The organism is Bacillus sp. NSP9.1, from assembly GCF_000465465.2.
In the GTDB taxonomy this organism is placed as follows: domain Bacteria; phylum Bacillota; class Bacilli; order Bacillales; family Bacillaceae; genus Bacillus; species Bacillus sonorensis_A.
Map to the genome: position 1 here is coordinate 3,679,217 of NZ_CP048273.1, position 18,650 is coordinate 3,697,866.

16 protein-coding genes are annotated in these 18,650 nt (G+C 48.6%); 7 read left to right on the forward strand and 9 right to left on the reverse strand.

What is annotated here, in order from left to right; all coding sequences use genetic code 11:
* Nucleotide 1: 1 nt before the first annotated feature.
* Nucleotides 2-508, forward strand: a complete 507-nt coding sequence (locus M654_RS19195; RefSeq protein WP_152521012.1) for a V-type ATP synthase subunit I domain-containing protein — start codon at nt 2-4, stop codon at nt 506-508.
* Between the two features lie 73 nt (nt 509-581).
* Here M654_RS19195 and M654_RS19200 read toward each other — a convergent pair whose 3' ends face one another.
* The 3 genes from M654_RS19200 to glvA form a co-directional block, all read right to left on the reverse strand.
* The gene (locus M654_RS19200; RefSeq protein WP_026589541.1) at nt 582-2,174 is read right to left on the reverse strand and encodes an alpha-glucoside-specific PTS transporter subunit IIBC; all 1,593 of its coding nucleotides are present in this window, start codon (nt 2,172-2,174) and stop codon (nt 582-584) included.
* Nucleotides 2,175-2,192: 18 nt separating this feature from the next.
* The gene (locus M654_RS19205) at nt 2,193-2,960 is read right to left on the reverse strand and encodes a MurR/RpiR family transcriptional regulator (RefSeq protein ID WP_026589542.1); all 768 of its coding nucleotides are present in this window, start codon (nt 2,958-2,960) and stop codon (nt 2,193-2,195) included.
* Between the two features lie 116 nt (nt 2,961-3,076).
* Nucleotides 3,077-4,426, reverse strand: coding sequence for a maltose-6'-phosphate glucosidase (gene glvA / locus M654_RS19210; RefSeq protein WP_026589543.1), 1,350 nt, complete (start codon nt 4,424-4,426; stop codon nt 3,077-3,079).
* A gap of 185 nt (nt 4,427-4,611) precedes the next feature.
* Between glvA and M654_RS19215 the strand changes: the two genes are divergently transcribed.
* The gene (locus M654_RS19215) at nt 4,612-4,938 is read left to right on the forward strand and encodes a YnfA family protein (RefSeq protein WP_026589544.1); all 327 of its coding nucleotides are present in this window, start codon (nt 4,612-4,614) and stop codon (nt 4,936-4,938) included.
* Here the strand turns inward: M654_RS19215 and M654_RS19220 are convergent, their stop codons facing one another.
* The 5 genes from M654_RS19220 to M654_RS19240 all read right to left on the reverse strand — a co-directional run bounded on the left by M654_RS19220 (nt 4,939) and on the right by M654_RS19240 (nt 11,495).
* Entirely contained in the window at nt 4,939-6,792 is a 1,854-nt protein-coding gene (locus M654_RS19220) for a sigma-54-dependent Fis family transcriptional regulator (protein ID WP_026589545.1), read from the reverse strand.
* Nucleotides 6,793-6,913: 121 nt separating this feature from the next.
* Nucleotides 6,914-8,290 (reverse strand): dihydrolipoyl dehydrogenase, encoded by a 1,377-nt coding sequence (lpdA, locus tag M654_RS19225; RefSeq protein ID WP_026589546.1) that lies wholly within the window; start codon nt 8,288-8,290, stop codon nt 6,914-6,916.
* Between the two features lie 18 nt (nt 8,291-8,308).
* The gene (locus M654_RS19230) at nt 8,309-9,439 is read right to left on the reverse strand and encodes a dihydrolipoamide acetyltransferase family protein (protein ID WP_026589547.1); all 1,131 of its coding nucleotides are present in this window, start codon (nt 9,437-9,439) and stop codon (nt 8,309-8,311) included.
* A 23-nt stretch (nt 9,440-9,462) separates the two neighbouring features.
* Nucleotides 9,463-10,497, reverse strand: coding sequence for an alpha-ketoacid dehydrogenase subunit beta (locus M654_RS19235; protein WP_026589548.1), 1,035 nt, complete (start codon nt 10,495-10,497; stop codon nt 9,463-9,465).
* A 23-nt stretch (nt 10,498-10,520) separates the two neighbouring features.
* Nucleotides 10,521-11,495: a thiamine pyrophosphate-dependent dehydrogenase E1 component subunit alpha gene (locus M654_RS19240; RefSeq protein ID WP_026589549.1), complete on the reverse strand. Its 975-nt coding sequence runs from the start codon at nt 11,493-11,495 to the stop codon at nt 10,521-10,523.
* Nucleotides 11,496-11,700: 205 nt separating this feature from the next.
* Here M654_RS19240 and M654_RS19245 point away from each other — a divergent pair, with 205 nt between their 5' ends.
* From M654_RS19245 to M654_RS19265, 5 genes are all read left to right on the forward strand, one after another.
* Nucleotides 11,701-12,252 carry a DJ-1 family glyoxalase III gene (locus M654_RS19245; RefSeq protein WP_026589550.1) on the forward strand — a complete coding sequence of 184 codons (552 nt, stop codon included), beginning with the start codon at nt 11,701-11,703 and terminating at the stop codon, nt 12,250-12,252.
* Between the two features lie 272 nt (nt 12,253-12,524).
* Entirely contained in the window at nt 12,525-12,899 is a 375-nt protein-coding gene (locus tag M654_RS19250; protein WP_026589551.1) for a Na-translocating system protein MpsC family protein, read from the forward strand.
* Nucleotides 12,900-13,073: 174 nt separating this feature from the next.
* The gene (locus M654_RS19255) at nt 13,074-14,603 is read left to right on the forward strand and encodes an NADH dehydrogenase subunit 5 (protein WP_026589552.1); all 1,530 of its coding nucleotides are present in this window, start codon (nt 13,074-13,076) and stop codon (nt 14,601-14,603) included.
* Complete coding sequence (locus M654_RS19260; protein ID WP_026589553.1) at nt 14,603-17,215, forward strand: DUF2309 domain-containing protein; 2,613 nt, start codon at nt 14,603-14,605, stop codon at nt 17,213-17,215. Before M654_RS19255 ends, M654_RS19260 begins: the two co-directional genes overlap by 1 nt.
* A 14-nt stretch (nt 17,216-17,229) precedes the next feature.
* Nucleotides 17,230-17,730, forward strand: a complete 501-nt coding sequence (locus M654_RS19265; protein WP_026589554.1) for a carbonic anhydrase — start codon at nt 17,230-17,232, stop codon at nt 17,728-17,730.
* 44 nt (nt 17,731-17,774) lie between these two features.
* On the opposite strand, the gene M654_RS19270 is transcribed toward M654_RS19265, so the two are convergent.
* Complete coding sequence (locus M654_RS19270) at nt 17,775-18,617, reverse strand: PRD domain-containing protein (protein WP_026589555.1); 843 nt, start codon at nt 18,615-18,617, stop codon at nt 17,775-17,777.
* Nucleotides 18,618-18,650: the final 33 nt, after the last annotated feature.

Below are 18,650 nucleotides of genomic sequence, written 5' to 3' on the forward strand. Positions count from 1 at the left end.
GGTGATCAAAAATGACCTCGCTTCTGTTAAAGAAGAGGTCAGCGGACTGAAAAAAGAGGTTTCCTCTCTTAAAAACGAAGTTGGACAACAGAAAAAAGAGCTATCCTCTCTTAAAAATGAAGTTGGACAACAGAAAAAAGAGCTTTCTTCCTTCAAACAGGAATTTAACTCTTTTAGAGACGAGACCTTATCACATCAAGAACGTGTTAAGTCTTTTCAAGCCGAAACTTTATCACATCAGGAACGTGTTAAGTCTTTTCAAGCCGAAACTTTATCACATCAAAAGAACTTTCAATCTTTTAAATCCGAAATCGTCTCAATGTTTCATTCGATTAAAGAGGCTCAGGAGAAGACCCATTCGGAGCTGACTGCATTCAAAAAAGATACGGAAAAAAAATTCAAAGAATTATTTAAAAGAACCGGCTTTTTTGATCAAAACCTGGCGGAAATGACCAAAGAATTGGCGGTATGCAAACGCGATATAGCGAAATTAAAATTTGAAGCTTAAATATATAAAATAAGCTGCCTTTTATCACCCGGCTTTTCTTTTCAGGCAAAAGGCAGCTTTTTTCACTGAAACGTCAGACTCTCAGCAGTTTCTCAACCCTTTCACGGACCTGCGGAACCGAAAGGCCGATGATGATTTGCAAAGCTTTTCCGTTTCTGACGACACCATGGGCGCCAAAGGACTTAAACACGCTGTCCGGCTCCACTTTTGACTCGTCATAGACGCTGACCCTCAGCCTTGTGGCACAATTTGTCACTTCGGCAATATTATCTTTCCCGCCAAGCGCCTGAATGCAAAGGAACGCCTGATCCTGATTTACGTCGACTTCCTTTGTAGCAGAGACCTCTTTTTCAGAATGCTTTTTTGCCTTGTAGTCTTGTTTCGAATAAAACTTTGTTTCCTGCTGCTGATCTATTTCCCGTCCCGGTGTGGCGATATTCATTTTTAAAATCAGAAACCTGAAAACAAAGAAGTAAATGGCTGTGAATGAAAGGCCGATTAAAATTTGAAAAAGATAAGTGCTGCCATGCGAATGAAAAAGAGGGATCCAGTTGAGCGTGAGAATTTCAATCAAGCCTCCGCCCATATTTCCGACCACCCCTGAAGCATACATGAGCGTCGCCATTGTCGCGGCCAACAGACTGTGAACAAAAAACAGGAGAGGAGAAATGAATAAAAAGGTAAATTCAATCGGCTCGGTGATGCCCGCTACCATAGCCGTCAAGGTAATCGGAATAAGCAGACCCGCTACGATTTTTTTCTTCTCCTTTTTGGCCGTCACATAGATGGCGAGCGCAATCCCCAAAATGCCGAAAATCTTTGAGTTGCCATGAAGCGCAAACCCGCCTTGCGGGAACATCTCCTTCAGGGACTGTGTGCTTGCAGCGTATTCACCGAGGTGCTGGGCCCAATGGGTGACGATCCCGCCCTCGACAACGGCCGGACCGAAAAGAAAAGGCGTATAGATAAAATGGTGCAGCCCCGTCGGAATCAAAATCCTTTCAAGAAATGTATAGACCCATACGCCAAATGCCCCCGATCCGACAAGGAAGGTTTGCAGAGAGGCGATGCCGCCTTGTACCATCGGCCAAAAGTATGCTGTCGCAAGTGCAACCGGCAGCATGACGAAAAAAGATATGATGACAACGAATGAAGAGCCTTGAAAAATCCCCAAAAAGTCAGGCAGTTTTTTATCAAAATATCGATTGTGAATATAGACGACGATCGAGGAAATGATAATGGCGCCTATAATGTTTGTATCGAGTGTTTTGATGCCGGCAATTTCCGCGAGTCCGCTTGTTCCCCCAGCTTCCTGGCTCATGTCCACTCCGAAAAAATCTCCCCATACCGTCAGGATGGCGCTGACAAAGTAGTTAAAGGTCAAATACGTAGTAAGCGCTTCCAAACAAGCGCGCGCTTCAGCTTTTTTAGCCAGCGCGATCGGGATGCCCACTGCGAACAACAGCGGCATTTGCCTGAAAACCGTCCAGCCTCCTTCCTCAAGGATATACCAGAATTGATACCAGAAGGTGTCCGGCTTGGCGATGGCCCCCATCAGCTGTTCATTTTTAAATAAAGTGCTCAAGCCTACGACGATTCCCGCAAAAGCAAATAATAAAACCGGTACAAACATAGCGCTTCCGAACCGCTGTACTTTTTGCATCAATGTGAATCCCCCCTGTGTTTACTGAATTTTCTTTTCTTCAGCATAGTCGACATAACTGCGAAACAGCGCTTCCCCGACGAGAAAAAAGGGTGCAAAAGCGGTCAGCTCTGTTTTCGGATAAACCGTGACTGGCTGGCTTGTCGCATAGAGATTATAAGGTGTCAATTGGGCGAGCAGGTTGTTTTTCAAATTGGTCAAAGAGATAAATGGAATCCCTTTTGCAGACAGCGTCTGTGCCTGCGGGATCAGCGCCGGGGTTTCACCTGAAAGCGAAATGATGATGATCAGATCGTCCGTATTTAAATCCGGAAGTATCAAATCAAATTCAATCTGATCCCTGATGATCGTCAAATAGCGGTGCTGGGAAATAAACATCCGCCGCAGTTCACAGGCGACCGACGTTTGTGCAGTTCCGGAGCCGTAGACAAAAATGCGGTCCGCTTCATCAATGAGCCTGCACATATTTCTCATATCCGTATTTTTCAAATATTTCATGCAAGCCTCTATATCTCTCATCAAGCTTTCAAAGGATCGGCAATCTTCAGGGTCCTCCTGCTGCCTTTCCGCCTCCCATTTCAGAAACACCCTAAATTCGCTGTACCCGCTGAAATCAAGCTTTTGGGAAAGCCTCAATATAGATGTGCGGGATACATTGCACTTTTTAGCCAGCTCATTAATCCCCAGCTTGTAGCAGGTATCTTGATGATTCAAAATATATTTCAAAATATGAAAGTCATTGTCATTCAACTTTTTATAATGCTTGTTCATCAGTTCTTCCAATTGCATATCTTCACCCCATTCGTTCTCTATCTCTATTATATAAAATACGAGAACAAATGGGTGGATATGCCTAGGTTTACCGCCGCCTTCCGTTTGGAACAGGCGGCGGCATTCTGAAATCGTTACAATGACGGCTGAAGTTTTTCCGGCTTAAGCTCCGGCCAATAATCTTTGTTCGCTTCAATCAGGTCATCCAAAATCAGCCTGGCGGTTCTGGCATTCGGAACCGTCCGCGATAAGATCAGCGCCTGCCACAGCTTTTGATATGACTTTTCGATCCATGCTTCAACGACAAGCTTTTCAACAGATACTTGCTGTTCCATCAGTCCCTTTTGGAATTGCGGAATCCTGCCTATTGTGATCGGTTCCGGGCCATTCTTTCCGACAAGACAAGGCACTTCCACCATCGCCGTAGGATCAAAGTTTTCGATCGCTCCATTGTTCTCGACAATTAAAAGCATCCGCTCCCCGGTATTATATGCGAGCGCCCTTGCAAGGTCGACGATATATGAAGCATGATCATCGATTTTTATTTGGCTGTCTGCGCTTGATTGCGCTTTGACAATTTTTTCGCATTCCCTGAAAATGAATTTTTCCCGTCCCTCCATGACCTCATTGGCTCTGGTATATTCAGGATTGGATTTTTTGACCATGTCATCCGGATAAAAATAATACTGCAGATAAGTGTTTGGAAGTGTTTCCGGGTCAAGCTCGTAGACTTCACGCGCTTTTTTGAACGTATCATTCCAGCTTGCTTCAGCCTGTTCATGCTCATCTTTCGGAATGTAGCCGTACTCCCGGACATGCTCCCGAATCGCCGGCATCAGGTCGTTTCCGTCCTTATCGTAAATCGACGTCCACCAGCCGAAATGATTGAGACCGTAATAACGGACTATCATGTCTTTCCGTGAAGACAGACCGAGAATCTGAGCCATTCTGTCTTCGATTCCGATCGGCATATCACAAATATTCAACACTTTTGAATCAGGACGGAGCCTTCTGGTCGCCTCTGCGACAATCGCAGCCGGGTTTGAATAGTTCAGCATCCATGCATCAGGTGAATAAGTTTCCATATAATCAATGAGTTCAAGCACGCCCCCGATTGATCTCATTCCATAGGCGATACCGCCGGGTCCGCATGTTTCCTGGCCGACGACACCGTATTTAAGAGGGATTTTTTCATCAAGCTCGCGCATTGCGTATTTTCCGACTCTGATATGGGCCATAACAAAATCAACGTCTGAAAACGCCTCTTCTGGATCAGTTGTCGCCAAAAATTGAACATGCGGCGCCCTTTCTTTCATGAATATTTCACAGGCATCCGCTATTTTCCTTTGACGCTCTCCGTCATTGTCATAAAGCTTCAGCTGACGGATGGGAAAATCGTCGAGATTGTCCAAAAGCATCAACACAATTCCCGGGGTAAATGTGCTTCCTCCGCCTGCGATGACAATTGAATACGTTTTCTTCATTTTTAAAGCCCCCTTATTAGTGTTTACAATTTACTTATATCACGCTTACATACGCCATCCAACAGGTTCAGAGAAGACAGTTCCATAACCCGTGTTCTGTTTATTTTCCCAGAATGCGGGAACTTTCCCGGCCTTTTCGTGTCATGTACAATAAATAGCATGATATCGGAATTGGAGTGTTGTGCATGATGATCACCATCGTTTTATTTTTGCTGGCGGGGTTGGCTGAAATCGGCGGAGGCTATTTGATTTGGCTGTGGTTGAGGGAATCGAAACCGTTTTGGTACGGGGCTTTGGGAGGCCTGATTTTAATTGTGTACGGCGTGATTCCGACATTGCAAAAGTTTCCGTCATTCGGGCGCGTTTATGCAGCTTACGGAGGGATTTTTATCATTCTTGCGGTACTCTGGGGCTGGTGGGTCGATAAAAAAACCCCCGACCTCTATAACTGGGTCGGGGCTGTGATCTGTCTGGCAGGCGTCAGCATCATGCTCTGGGCGCCGCGCGGCTAATTAAAGGTTATACTTCCGCAGCCTTTTGTAAAATGTGCTCCGCGGAATTCCCGCAAGCTTTGCCGCCTCAGAGACATTGCCTTTTGTTTTTTGCAGTGCATCCATCATGATGTGTTTTTGTATATGCTCCCGGAATGTCAATCCGCTTGCAGATGGCTGGCCATCATCCTCAGGCGGCCTCCCGCCTGCCGGCTCAAGGGCGTTTATGACAGGAGCGTATTGTGAAGGACTTATCATTCCGCCGTCCGGAAACAACACCCGTAATCGCTCAAAAATATTGAAGAGCTCGCGAATGTTCCCAGGCCAATGGTATTCGCGAAGACTCCGAAAAAACGCCTGGGGAAAATCGGCCTTCCAATCATGCTTCTTTTTGTAATAGCGGAATAACTCGGGTATGTCTTCCTTTCTTTCACGAAGCGGCGGAATCTTTACCGGATAAACATGAAGGCGGTAATAAAGGTCTTCGCGTATCTTCCCTTGCTGCAACAGGTCATTCATATCCCGGTGGGTGGCGGAAATGATTCTGATGTCCAAAGGGACTTCACGGTTCCCGCCGATCGGAGTGACCTTTCGCTCTTCGATGATTCTAAGCAGCGCCACTTGCATCGCAAAAGGGATTTCACCGATTTCATCCAAAAAGATCGTTCCTTTATGTGCCTGTTCAAACTTTCCTTTTGAACCGCGGCGTTTCGCCCCTGTAAACGCGCCTTCGGCATAGCCGAACAGCTCGCTTTCCATTAATCCTTCGGGGATCGCACCGCAGTTGACGGCAATAAAGGGTCCGTTTCTTCTCGCGCTGGCCTCATGGATCGCTCTTGCAGCAAGTTCTTTTCCTGATCCAGTTTCCCCCCATATGTAAACATTTGCATCCGTTTGGGAGGCGAGCTTCATTTCATGAATTGCCTTTTGAAACGCTTTGCTTGTGCCCTGTTCTCCCGGAAAGCTGAAATGGGAGATCAATATTTGCGCTGGATTTTTGCGGGGGGCTTCCGCCAATGAGATCGACGTCCCGAGCGGATGGCCATCTGTTTCTGAAAGGATGGTCTGCTCGTGCAGCACGTTAAACCCCCCTTCTGTCAGCTCATCGATCTTCATGCCGCGCCAGTCGGAAAACCGCTCTCGAACAGGCCTGCTCGCCGATACAATCCGCTTTTTTTCATTACAGACGACAAACGGTTCATCTGCTTCGATTTTCTCAAGGTAGCGGCTGACAAGCTCCATTTCTTTTCTTTTGGCGGAGACTTGCACATCCCGTTCGATGGCGTGTGCGGCTGTTGCCGCCATTCCCAGCATGAAAGGGTGCCTCCTGTCAGTCAGACAGGAAATGTCGATCACACCGAGGGTCATGCCGTCTTCATCCTTGATCGGCGCAGCTGAACAGCTCCAATGGTGGGAAGCGACCGAAAAGTGTTCAGAGCCGTTAATCGTAACCGCCTCGCCGATTTCAAGCGCTGTTCCGATTGCATTCGTCCCAACCTCCGCCTCCGTCCAGCGCACACCTTCGACAAAATTGATTTTTCCCGCTTCAGCAAGCGTCCTTTGACTTCCGGCCAAGCTTAAGACATAGCCGTCCGCATCGATCAGGAGGGCCATCATTTCCGATTCCTTTAATTCCTGGCTGATGTTTTTTAAAAAGGGAAGAGCCGCCTCAAAAAATAATGAATGCTTTTTCTTCTGCGCGTTTAATAATTCCTTTTTTAAAATCGACTGTCCTTTATCTAAATACGGATCCACATTTTCTTTTTTGCAGCGATACCATGACTCCATCACTCTTTTGTTCAGGCGGGCCTGATCGAGAAGCCCCTCCTTGACAAAGCGTTTCCACGTATTTAAATAGCAGGGCGTCGGATTCATTCCATCCTCTCCTAAGGGCTTTTTTCTCATTATAGATAATTATAAAAGCGCTTTCAACATGGTTGATTACCCTTAGGAAAAAACTTCGCATCATGACATGCGAAGTTTTTCGGAACTGTTTTTAACAATGGACTGCTTGGCCTGTTGTGTTCAGCAATGCTTCGTGAATGGCTTCTGATAGAGTCGGATGTGCGGCAATAAAGTGCTCCATCGAATCTGCGGTCAGCTCGGCATGCATCATGACGGACGCCTGCCCGATCAGTTCGGTGGCGCCCGGACCGACGATCGACACCCCTGCGATTTCTTGATATTCCGGGTCCGCAATGATTTTCACTTTACCGGCAGGCTGGTTCAAAATAAGCGCTTTTCCATTGGCGGAAAACGAAAACTCCCCAATCCGAACATCCCCGTACTGTTCCCGTGCTTGTTGTTCGTTTAAGCCAACGCTGGCGATTTCCGGAGACGTATAAATGCAGCGCGGAATAACCTGATGATTGACCTGCACGTTTCGGCCTGATGCATGTGAAGCGGCAATCGTTCCCTCATGAAATGCCGCATGGGCAAGCTGGACACCTCCGGCGATATCCCCGCACGCATAAATATGGGGCAGGTTCGTCTGCATGTGCTCATTGACATGTATGCCTTTGCTGCTGTATTTGATTCCGATCTGGTCAAGGTTTAAACCGGTCAGTCTCGGCTTCCGGCCGATCGCTGTTAAACAAAGATCCGCACGGATGTCAAAACGTTCATTCCCATTTTTCAAGAAAACTTTTTTTGCTGCCTGATCAAGCTGCTCTACGGCAACTGATGTCATGATGTTTACTCCCGATTCTTCAAGCCGGCTGCGCAAGTATTCTGCAATATCCGGGTCCTCACCGGGCAGTATCTGTTCCGCCTGTTCGGCCATGACCACCTTTGTGCCCAATCTGCCGAAAATGCTGGCAAATTCGCAGCCGATGATGCCTCCGCCGATGATGAAAAGCGAGTCGGGAATAGACGGAAGCGACATCGCGTCACCGCTGTGGATGATCCATTTCCCGTCAAAAGGTGCAAATGGCAGCCCGGCCGGTTCTGATCCTGCCGCGATAATCATTTGCTCGGCCTTGATCACCTCGGACTTTCCGCTGTCCTCAATTAAGACATCGTGTTCGGTAAGAAAGGACGCTTTTCCTTTCTTCAGTTTGATTCTGTTTTTATCCATCAAATACCGGATTCCGTCTGCAAGCTGTCTGATGATTTTATTTTTACGGTTTTGAACAGCCTGCCATTGAATCACCGGGTTTTCCTCTGTGAGGTCGATTCCGAACTCACCGGCCGACTTGATCTTTTCGTACATATCCGCGCTTTCCAAAAGCGCTTTGGTCGGGATGCAGCCTTCATTTAAACATGTTCCTCCTAAAGGACCTTGATCAATCAAAATGACTTCCCTGCCGGAGCGAGCGGCTGTAATCGCCGCCACATACCCCGCTGGCCCTCCTCCGATAACGGCGAGTGTCACGGTTTATTCACCTTCTTTCTATAAAAGAATCGATGCCGGATCTTCTAAATAGCTCTTGACTTCAGCAAGAAACGCCGCCGCCGGCGCTCCGTCCAAAGCGCGATGGTCAAAGGTCAGGCTGAGCGGAAGAATGACGCCTCTAGCCAATTCCCCTTCTTGATAAACAGGTGTTTCATACATCTTGCCGACGCCGAGAATACCTGTTTCCGGCGGATTCAAAATCGGGGTGAAGTGCTCTACACCGTATGAGCCGAGATTTGTGATGGTAAAAGTTGAGCCTTCGATTTCATCGGAAAGCAGTTTGCCTTCACGCGCTTTTTTGGCGTACCATTTGATTTTCTTCGCCAGTTCAAGCAACGGCAGCCGTTCGGCATGCCTGACAACCGGAACAGCCAAGCCGTGATCCAGCGCAGCCGCTATTCCTAGATGAACATGCTTCAAAACGGTCAGTCTTCCGTCTTGATAGACGCTGTTCATGTCCTGATGCTCCAACAGCGCAAGCGTCGCTGCCTTGGCGACAAAGTCCGTCAGCGTCAGCTTCGTATCATATTTTGTTATAGCTGTTTCATTGAGCTGCTGCTGCAAGTCGGTTAGCTTTGTGACATCCGCTTTCATGGTGATCGTCAGCTGGGCGCTCTGCTGGAGGCTTTCCGTCATCCTTTGAGCGATCGTTTTCCGCATCATGCTTACAGGCTGTCTATCCGCCTCGTTCGTTTGTTGCTTCGGCTCTTCCGGAAGCGCCTTCAGTACATCCGCTTTCGTGATTCTTCCCCCCGGTCCGGTGCCTTTAAGCGTCTTGATGTCCAGACCGGATCCTTCGGCGATTTTGCGGGCTGCGGGAGATATTTTAATCCTTTCTCCCGTCTTTTTTTGCCGAGCCTCTTTTTCATCGGTTTTTTCAGCTTGTTCGTTTGCTTCACCGATATAGCAGATGACGGTTCCGGGCGGCACCCCCTCTCCTTCAGGCACTTTAATATCCAAAATGGTTCCTTCAGCAGGAGACTCGATTTCCATTTCGATTTTTTCAGAATTGATGCTTGCAATGCTTTCGCCTTGCCCAACGGTTTCTCCGACTTTTTTGTTCCAGACGGAAACCGTGCCTTCCTTCATCGACATTCCCAATTTCGGCATGACAACCTCGACAGCCATGTTTCTCTCTCTCCTTTCGTTAGTTAAACACCTTGAGGCGATGTTTCCCCGAGCATCTCCAATACGGTGTTGATGACTTTTTCCGGAGTCGGCAAATAAATATCTTCAAGCGGCGGGGAGAACGGAACAGGCGTATGCGGCGCTGTCACCTTTTTAATCGGCGCATCGAGCAAGTCAAAGCCCTTATCAGCGACCAATGAGGCGATGTCTGCGGCAATGCCGCATCTTGGATTCGCTTCATCAACAATGACAAGCCTGTTCGTTTTCTCCACCGAAGCCAAAATCGCTTCTTCATCAAGCGGCGACAGGCTGCGCGGGTCTATGACTTCGGCTTCGATTCCCCTTGATGCAAGCTGTTTTGCCGCTTCCAGGGCTGTATAGATCTGTTTGCCGACCGCAAAAACCGTGACATCAGCGCCTTCCCGCTTCACGTCCGCTTTGCCGATCGGCAGTGTGTAATATCCTTCCGGCACATCACCGGTAATGTTGTACAATGTTTTATCTTCAAAAAAGATGACGGGATCCTGGTCTTCAATCGCAGCCAAGAACAGCCCCTTGGCATCATACGGAGATGAAGGCACGATGACCTTCAGGCCGGGAATGCTTGTAAAAAGGGCATACAAGCTTTGCGAATGCTGGGCAGCCGCTCTGAAGCCCGCTCCGTGCGTCGTTCTGATCGTAATCGGGACCTCCGCCTTTCCGCCGAACATGTAGCGGAACTTTGCCCCTTGATTGAGCACCTGGTCAAGACAGCTGCCGATAAAATCGTTAAACATCAATTCCGCAATCGGCCTGAGCCCCGTTGAAGCTGCCGCCATCGCTGCGCCGATATAGCCCGCTTCACTAATCGGCGTATCAAGGACGCGCTCGCGTCCGAACTCCTGAACAAGCCCTTTCGTAACGCCGAGCACACCGCCCCATGCTTCATCATCCTGCAAATGATCGACAGCTGCTCCGCCGGCAACATCTTCACCCATTAAAATGACATGGTCGTCTTTTCTCATCGCCAGTTTGATCGCTTCATTCAGGGCAGCTGATATACTTAATTCTCTCGCCATTTTTTCTTCCCCCTTCTATTGAATTAATAAGAGACATAAACATCTGTCATGAGCTCACTTTGATCCGGATAAGCGCTTTTCTCGCTGAATTCAACCGCTTCCTCTATCGCTTCCGCCACAGCCGCTTCAATATCGGTCAGCTCTGCTTCAGTTAAAACCTGCTTTGTCAGCAGTTCATTTCTGAAAGCGGTGATTGCGTCTTTTTCTTCCTGATGCTCTGTTTTTTCCTCATTGGTTTTATAGCGCTGGGCATCTCCTTCAAAATGTCCGTAATTCCGGTATGTCATACACTCGATTAATGTCGGCCCCTCACCGTTTTTCGCCCGTTCTAGCGCTTGTTGGGCGGCCTGATAGACGGCCGTCACATCTTTGCCGTCGACCTGGATGCCCGGTATGCCGTAGCCGGCTGCCCGGTCGGCGATCGATTTGCAGCTTGACGCATAGGAAAACGGAGTCGCCTCTCCATATCCGTTGTTTTCGGCGACGAAGATGACAGGGAGCTTCCAAATGGCGGCGAGGTTGATTCCCTCGTGAAATGTGCCTTGATTGTTGGCCCCGTCACCAAAAAAGCAAACGCTTACATTTTTTGTATTTTTATATTTTGCTGTCAAAGCTGCGCCGCATGCCAGCGGAAAGCCGCCGCCGACGATTCCGTTGGCGCCGAGCATGCCTTTGTCAAAATCGGCGATATGCATTGATCCGCCTTTTCCTTTGCAAAGGCCTGTGGCCTTTCCGTAGATTTCCGCCATCATTCCCTTTAGGTCACAGCCTTTTGCGATACAGTGTCCATGTCCGCGGTGTGTGCTTGTGATGCTGTCTTTGTCATTCAAATGGGCGCAGACGCCGACCGCGACGGCTTCTTCTCCCGCATAAAGGTGGACAAATCCCGGCAGAATCCCCTGGGCAAACAGCTCATGCACCCGGTCTTCGAACCGGCGAATCTCCAGCATTTTTCTGTACATCCAAACCGCTTTTTCTTTTGTCAATGCCGCTTCCATGTTGCAAAACCTCCTGTCTTTTTTTCGTCACGCCCTTATTTCTTGCAAAAATCGTGCCAACGGAAAAAATGAATACGGCAGCGTTTTTTTGTTGATGGCAGTCTCTAAAAAAGAGACAAAATGAGACAGTGTCTCACTTTGTCTCCGAATGAGTTGCGGGAATCTCTGAATCATCGGTAAAATGAACATACAAGGAGGGTATACGATGAAAAAAGCGTTCGTCTTTTTAATCGATGGATTTGAAGAAATTGAAGCCATTACAACGATTGATATTTTAAGAAGGGCTGAAGTGGATGTCGTCACTGTCTCACTTGACGGGACGCGGCGCGTGAAAGGCGGGCACGAAATTGTCGTGGAAGCCGACCAACTGTATGAGGACTCAGACTTTCGTGAGGCGGCCATGCTGATCCTCCCCGGCGGAAACGTCGGAAGCAAGAAAATGCTGGAGCATCAAGCTCTGCACAAGACATTACAAGAAGCCGCCGCTGCGGAAAAATATGTCGCCGCTATTTGCGCCGCAACAATGACCCTCGGTAAAGCCGGCCTTGTCAGCGACAAAAAGGCAACCTGCTATCCTGGAGTTGAAAAAGAATTGACGGGTGCGGATATCATCACAAATGAGCCGGTCGTCACAGACGGAAAGATCATCACCTCCCGCGGACCGGCGACAACGATTCCGTTCGCCCTTAAACTTGCAGAACTTTTAGGCGGAAAAGAAAAAGCCGATGAGGTGGCAAAAGCAATGCTCGTCTGCTAAGGCGGGCATTGCTCTTTTTCATCCAATAACAATACGGTATTGACATGAGAAATCTTAAAAGCTATGATATAAAAAAGTCATTCCGTAAAGTCAATAATCGTAATCTCATGCAAAAGAGCTTTAGCATTCGGCTATAACGGCATTATGGCCGCGTGAAAAAGTCATCTTTACCGTGCATGACATTAACATTTTGATAGGACGGTATATTTCATTTTCCCTATATTTGTGTATATGGAAAAGAAATATACCGTTTTTTTTAGGAGGATATAACATTGGAAAAACAGAAATTGACGAAGGGGTCTTTGGAGGCTGAAATCAGCAAAGCCTTAACCCAATGGGAAAAAGACTATTTGGGACGGGGATCCGTATCTGTCAAAACAGACATTCTCAGAAATATGGTCATCGTGTCCTTAAACGGCATTTTGACGCCCGCCGAGTACGAACTTTGCAGTACAAAAGAAGGGCTGTTGTCAATCAAAAGAACCCGCTCCGGCTTGGTGGAATCGGGACGGGAACAATTGAGCCGCATCATGAAGGAGCTAACCGGTGAAGATACGGTCAGCTTCCATACGGATATCAGCACGCACACAGGCGAGCGGATCATGGTGTTTAAATTGGCAAACGACCTGCAAAAGAAATTATCATAGAAAAACGGAAGATCTTTAAAGCATGAACATGAGTTAAAGATAAGCCGGTATCATTCAGAAAGATTGGCTGAAAATGGGCCAAGCCTGAATATACCGGCTTTTTTACGTTTTAGAAAGGAAGGCCAGACATGAAACAGTATGTTTTTTTCCATCATGCCGACGGAGGGATGCCGGGTGTTTGATCTGCTAGATTCTTTATTTTGGCTGAAAATATTTTTCGCGTCGCTTGCGCTTTGTTTATTCAGCGCACTGCTCGTGATGCATCCAAAGGTTCCATTGCCCTTTGTACGGGTCCACGCCAAGATCATTGCTCTGCCTCCGCTCGCCGCGCTAGCCGGGGTGATGACGGCAAGTACCGGTCATACTGCAGCTCCTTGGCGCTTGGATTCGCTGGCCTGGCTGATCGCCTTGTTTGTCTTGACCATCGGCTTTATCGTTCAGCGCTACTCCGTCCGGTATTTGTTCGGGGACCGCTCCTATCGTAAATTCTTTTTGCTGCTGACGCTTACGACGGGAGGCGCTTCATCCGCCTGGCTGAACGATGATCTTCGCTGGCTCCTCATTTGCTGGGGAATCACTCTGCTCGGCTTGACTGCGCTTATCGGTTTAAACAGCGCTTGGCAGGCCGCGAAAAATGCCGCTTTGTATGCGGGCCGGATCTTTGCGCTCAGCTGGCTGGCTATAGCGGCGGCGGCTCTTTGGCTCTCTCTCTCGACAGGGCACTGGCAGCTCTCATCCGCCATCGCGGAAGAGAGCCTGGCACAGCTCAGCTCATGGGAGAAAATCGGAATCGGTCTCCTTGTCATTTTAACGGTGATGATTCCTGCGGCGCAGTGGCCGTTCCATCGCTGGCTGCTCGATTCGGCGATTGCGCCGACTCCCGTTTCCGCGGTCATGCACGCCGGACTCGTAAATGTCGGCGGGGTTATGCTGACCCGTTTCGCACCGATGTTCAGCGGTGACGGGCTGCAGCTTATTCTGCTTGTTCCCGCCGTTCTTTCAGTCTTACTCGGAACGGGCATGATGATCGTCCAAACGGACTACAAGCGGCAGCTCGCAGCTTCAACGGTCGCGCAGATGGGCTTTATGCTTGTCCAATGCGCATTAGGCGCCTATATCGCCGCTATTATTCATCTCGTCTTGCACGGCCTGTTCAAAGCCGCCCTTTTCCTGCAAGCCGGATCAGCGGTGCGCCGTTATGAATCGTTCGCATCTAAACCGGGCAGGCCGGCTCTTTTTTGGAACATCATAGGCGGCGTCTTCGCTCTTACTCTCGTAACCGGAATCTGGGTCACAGCTGCGGATGATGGCTATCAATTGATCAGCGCCCTTGTATTAGGCTGGTCACTGTTTGTTGCTTGGCGACAGCTTGTCACAGGCGGGCACGGACTCATCACACGAATGGCCGGACTTTTCATTTTAACGGGGGCTTCTCTCGCGTTTGCCGTCATTCATTCCGTTTTACACGGGCTCTTGAAGGAAGCCGTTGTACAGGGGGCGCAGTCGTCCGCTCTGGCGGCTGTTTTAACAGCGGCCGTGTTGTTATTCGGCACTGCGGTCGGCGCTTTGATCATTCGGCAACGCTTTGCATGGGCCGGCGCACTTTATCTGCTTCTTGTGAAAACGGGTGAGCCCCATTCCGATTCGGTCGAAGAACGGCCGAACTATCTAGACCAATATCTTACAGAAGGAGGTCGTCAATGATGAAAGCAGCATCCACATTGTCTAAACAATTGATCTTCAAATCCGAACATCAGGCCGATGACCTTAATATCGACGAATTGGTGCAAGCGGCAGCACGGGTCATTGCGCCGCTTTGGCCTATCGAAACCTTTGCCGCGCGCCATCCGTGGATGGGTCTTGAAGAACAAACATTTGAACAGACAGCGCGGCGGCTTAAACAACAGCTTCATGTTGACATCTACCCAAAGCCCTCGATTTTCCGCTCTGCAAAACAACGGGGGGAAATTGATGAGGCGATTCTTGAAAAAAAGCTGCTGCATTGGCTTGATTCGCACCCGCCCGGTATGCAGAGGGAAACAGCAGAAGCGTTTTGCAAAGCCGCGCTCAAGCTGGACGAAATACCTGAAAAGCTTATGTCATCCCCCCATGTAAAGAAGCTTGCCAAACAAGGCTCCAGCGGGGTAAATGCTGACTGGGAAACGAGCTTTATTAAACCGCTAAGTGTTTTTGCCGGACAAAAAACCGCTCACCTCCTTGACCATCAGGTGATTAAATGGTCTAAGCTGTACCTTGATGAGTCACAATCGGCATGGCGGCTTCCGCATCGTGAAAAAGGGTTTTACAGTGCATGGCGGCAGCTTGTCGAGCACGACCCCGCCCTGTCGCGCGCGGAACGCCAACGGCTGAATGGGTGGCCGGAAGAACCGAAAGACGCATTAAAAAGATCGCTCGCAGCACTTGATATTTCTAATGGAGACATGCAGGACTATCTCGAAGCTCATTTGCTTTCTTTGCCGGGATGGGCCGGGATGATGCTCTGGCGCTCCCAGCATTCGCGGGAAGAAGAAGGGCTGTTGCTCGAGTATCTGGCTATCCGGCTTTCAATGGAATGGATGCTAGTTGAGCCTTATTTGCCGCTGTCTAAGCCAGAACCTGAAAAAGAGATGCAGCTCGTTCCTTTGATTGCGGCCTGGCTGCATTGGGGCGGCCTCACTCCTGACGCATGGCTCAAACTTTCTCCGGCAGAGCAAAAAGCGCGCTTAACACTCGCTCACCGCTTTGATGGCATGACGTGCAGGCGCCTCTGGCTGGAAGCGTGGGAGGAAACATATGCCGCCGAGATCAAGAAGCTCACGGCTGACAAACCGGCAGCTGCCGAAACAAGTGAACCGGTGCTCGCCCAGCTTGCATTTTGTATCGATGTCCGTTCAGAGCCGTTCCGCCGTGCATTAGAGAAATCAGGACCTTTTGAAACGTATGGGACAGCCGGCTTTTTCAACCTGGCAATCGAAACGTGTGAACTTGGCAGCCAACATAGCCACAGCTCTCTGCCGGTCATTCTCAAACCGCAGCATCGAGTAAAAGAAACGGCTGAAGAATCGAGTTTTAAAACATTTCAAGAACATAAAAAAGCGGCAGCTTCGCTAAGCTCAGCCTTTAAAAAAATGAAACAGAATCTTTTGGCGGGTTTACTGCTTCCCGAAGTAAGCGGTCCTTGGCTGAGCCTGCAAATGACCGCGCGCAGCCTGGCTCCCCGCAAAGCAGGAGAAGCTTTCCGGAAAGCGCGGAAGGCATGGCTGAAGAAGCCTCAGGCAAAGCTCTCGCTTGATCGCATAGAAACACCTGAAGCCGACATTCCGGTCGGATTTACGGAAGAAGAAAAAGCCGCCTATGCCAGACAAGCATTACAGATGATGGGGATCACAGACCGGTTCGCTCCGTTGGTTGTCATTTGCGGACACGGCAGCAGAAGCACGAATAACCCTTATGCCTCGGCATTGGACTGCGGCGCCTGCGGAGGCGCATCGGGTGCTTTCAACGCACGCGTCCTTGCCGCTATATGCAACCTTCCCAGCGTCAGACGAAGGCTCCGCTCCGACGGCATCTTCATACCGGATGATACGGTGTTTACCGCCGCAGAGCACATTACAACATTGGATGAATTGCATTGGCTCTATGTACCTGAGCTGTCGGAAAAAGCTCAAAAGGCGTTTGACCGCATTCAGTCAGCGCTCCCCGATGTCAGCCGCACTGTCGGAGGAGAACGCTTAGCCGAATTGCCTCAGTTCGGATATAAAAATCCGCGCAATGAGATTGAGCGCTTTGCCGAAGATTGGAGTGAAATCCGTCCCGAATGGGGCCTGGCCCGAAACGCTTCATTCATTATTGGCACACGCCGGCTTACACGGGGAGCCAACCTTGAAGGAAGGGCTTTTCTGCACAGCTATGACTGGCGGAATGACATAGACGGTTCCATCCTTAGCGGCATCATTTCAGGGCCTGGGACGGTGGCCCAATGGATCAATCTGCAGTATTACGCATCAACCGTTGCACCGCATTATTACGGAAGCGGAAATAAAGCGACTCAAACCGTCACTTCCGGCCTCGGCGTTATGCAGGGAAATGCAAGTGATTTGCTGACAGGTCTCCCTTGGCAGTCTGTCATGCTGTCAGATCAAGAGATTTATCATGCGCCTCTCCGGCTGCTTATTGTCATTGAGGCGCCCCGGGAACATATCGAACGGCTGCTTGAACAGGATCAATCTTTTCGGCAAAAAGTGGAAAACGACTGGATTCTCCTTGCTTCAATCGATCCGCACGGAAACTGGGAGAACTGGACAAAAACAAAATGAATGAGGTGAATGGAATGGAAGGAACGAAAAATAAAAATGTGTTGTTGATTACCGGGATGGAGGATCAGCTTGAACAATCAATCTGCCATGCGGCATCTATTCAGCCGGAAAACACGGTTATTTTAAAAAGCGTATTCCCTCATATTTCACAGCCATACAGCGATTTAATGAGGGACATCATCACGCTTGTCATCCAGAACAAAACGGAGGAAATATTGATTGTCCGCTCCAAAAATGAAGATCCGGCTGATATCGATCTGGACAATTACATGCTTAACAACCCGCATGTAAGCGATAGATTAAAGACCATCGATTATCTTTTTCAGCATGGCAATCCAGAGTTTCCCTTCAGCAATCTGAATGAATGGCTGAACGGGGGAAAACCCGTTGATTTAGGGATAAAACAAAGTGTCGACATGATTCGGCAGCACCCATTCATCCCCTCACATGTCAAAGTCCGCGGCTTTTTAATAGATACGGAACATGAGGTATTAACAGAAATTAATGCTGAATAGAAAAATGGAGCCGAAGACTACTCGGCTCCATTTTTCATTCAATGTTAAACAAGCGCAGAGCGCTGATAAAATCTCTGGATATGCATGGTGATATAGCAAAGCTCTTTTTCCGGAAATTCAAACCCGTACTCATTCTTGACGAATTCTCCGATTTCCCGCGCACACAAATATGCTTCTTTAAACTTCTTTTTGATCAGGCTGATCATGTCTGCATCCAGTTCGTAAAACGATTCCCCCGTTTCGATATGCTGAATCGCAAAACGGAGATGGGTGACGAGCCGCTCATATGAAATGGTTTCATCTTTAATGGTGATGTTCAATTTGTTTTCGATGACCCTGATGATATCGCTGATCATCGTTGTCAAATCAAGCGTCTTTGTCATGTCACCGGCGTTTGTTTTGGCTGTGTGAATATGTAAGGCGATGTTTGCGACTTCATCTTCGGGGATCTCGATTTTCAGTTTTTCTTTAATAAGGGCTTGTGCCCAGCGGCCGATTTGGAATTCTTTCGTGTAAAGGACTTTGACTTCATCAAGCAATGGATTTTTAATCACCATTCCCTTGCTCAAGCGTTCAATCGCAAATGAGAGGTGATCGGAAAAGGCGACATGAATCCGTTCATTGATTTTAATCCCCAGCTCTTTTTCCGCGTGAGAAATAATATCCTCTGCAACCTGGATGTGGTCTTCCGGCAGTGTTTTTAAGATTTTCTCAAATTGGCGGTATTCTGATGAGTCTTTCATGACAAATATTTTCTCGATTTTCGACCTGTCGACAACATCATTTTTCTTCTTCTGAAATGCGACCCCAGACCCTAATACTATTTTTTCTTCATCCTCATCTTTTACAACTAGCGCATTGTTATTTAAGATTTTCTTTATTTTCATAGCTGCCTTCCTTTCATCCTGTTTTGACGAATG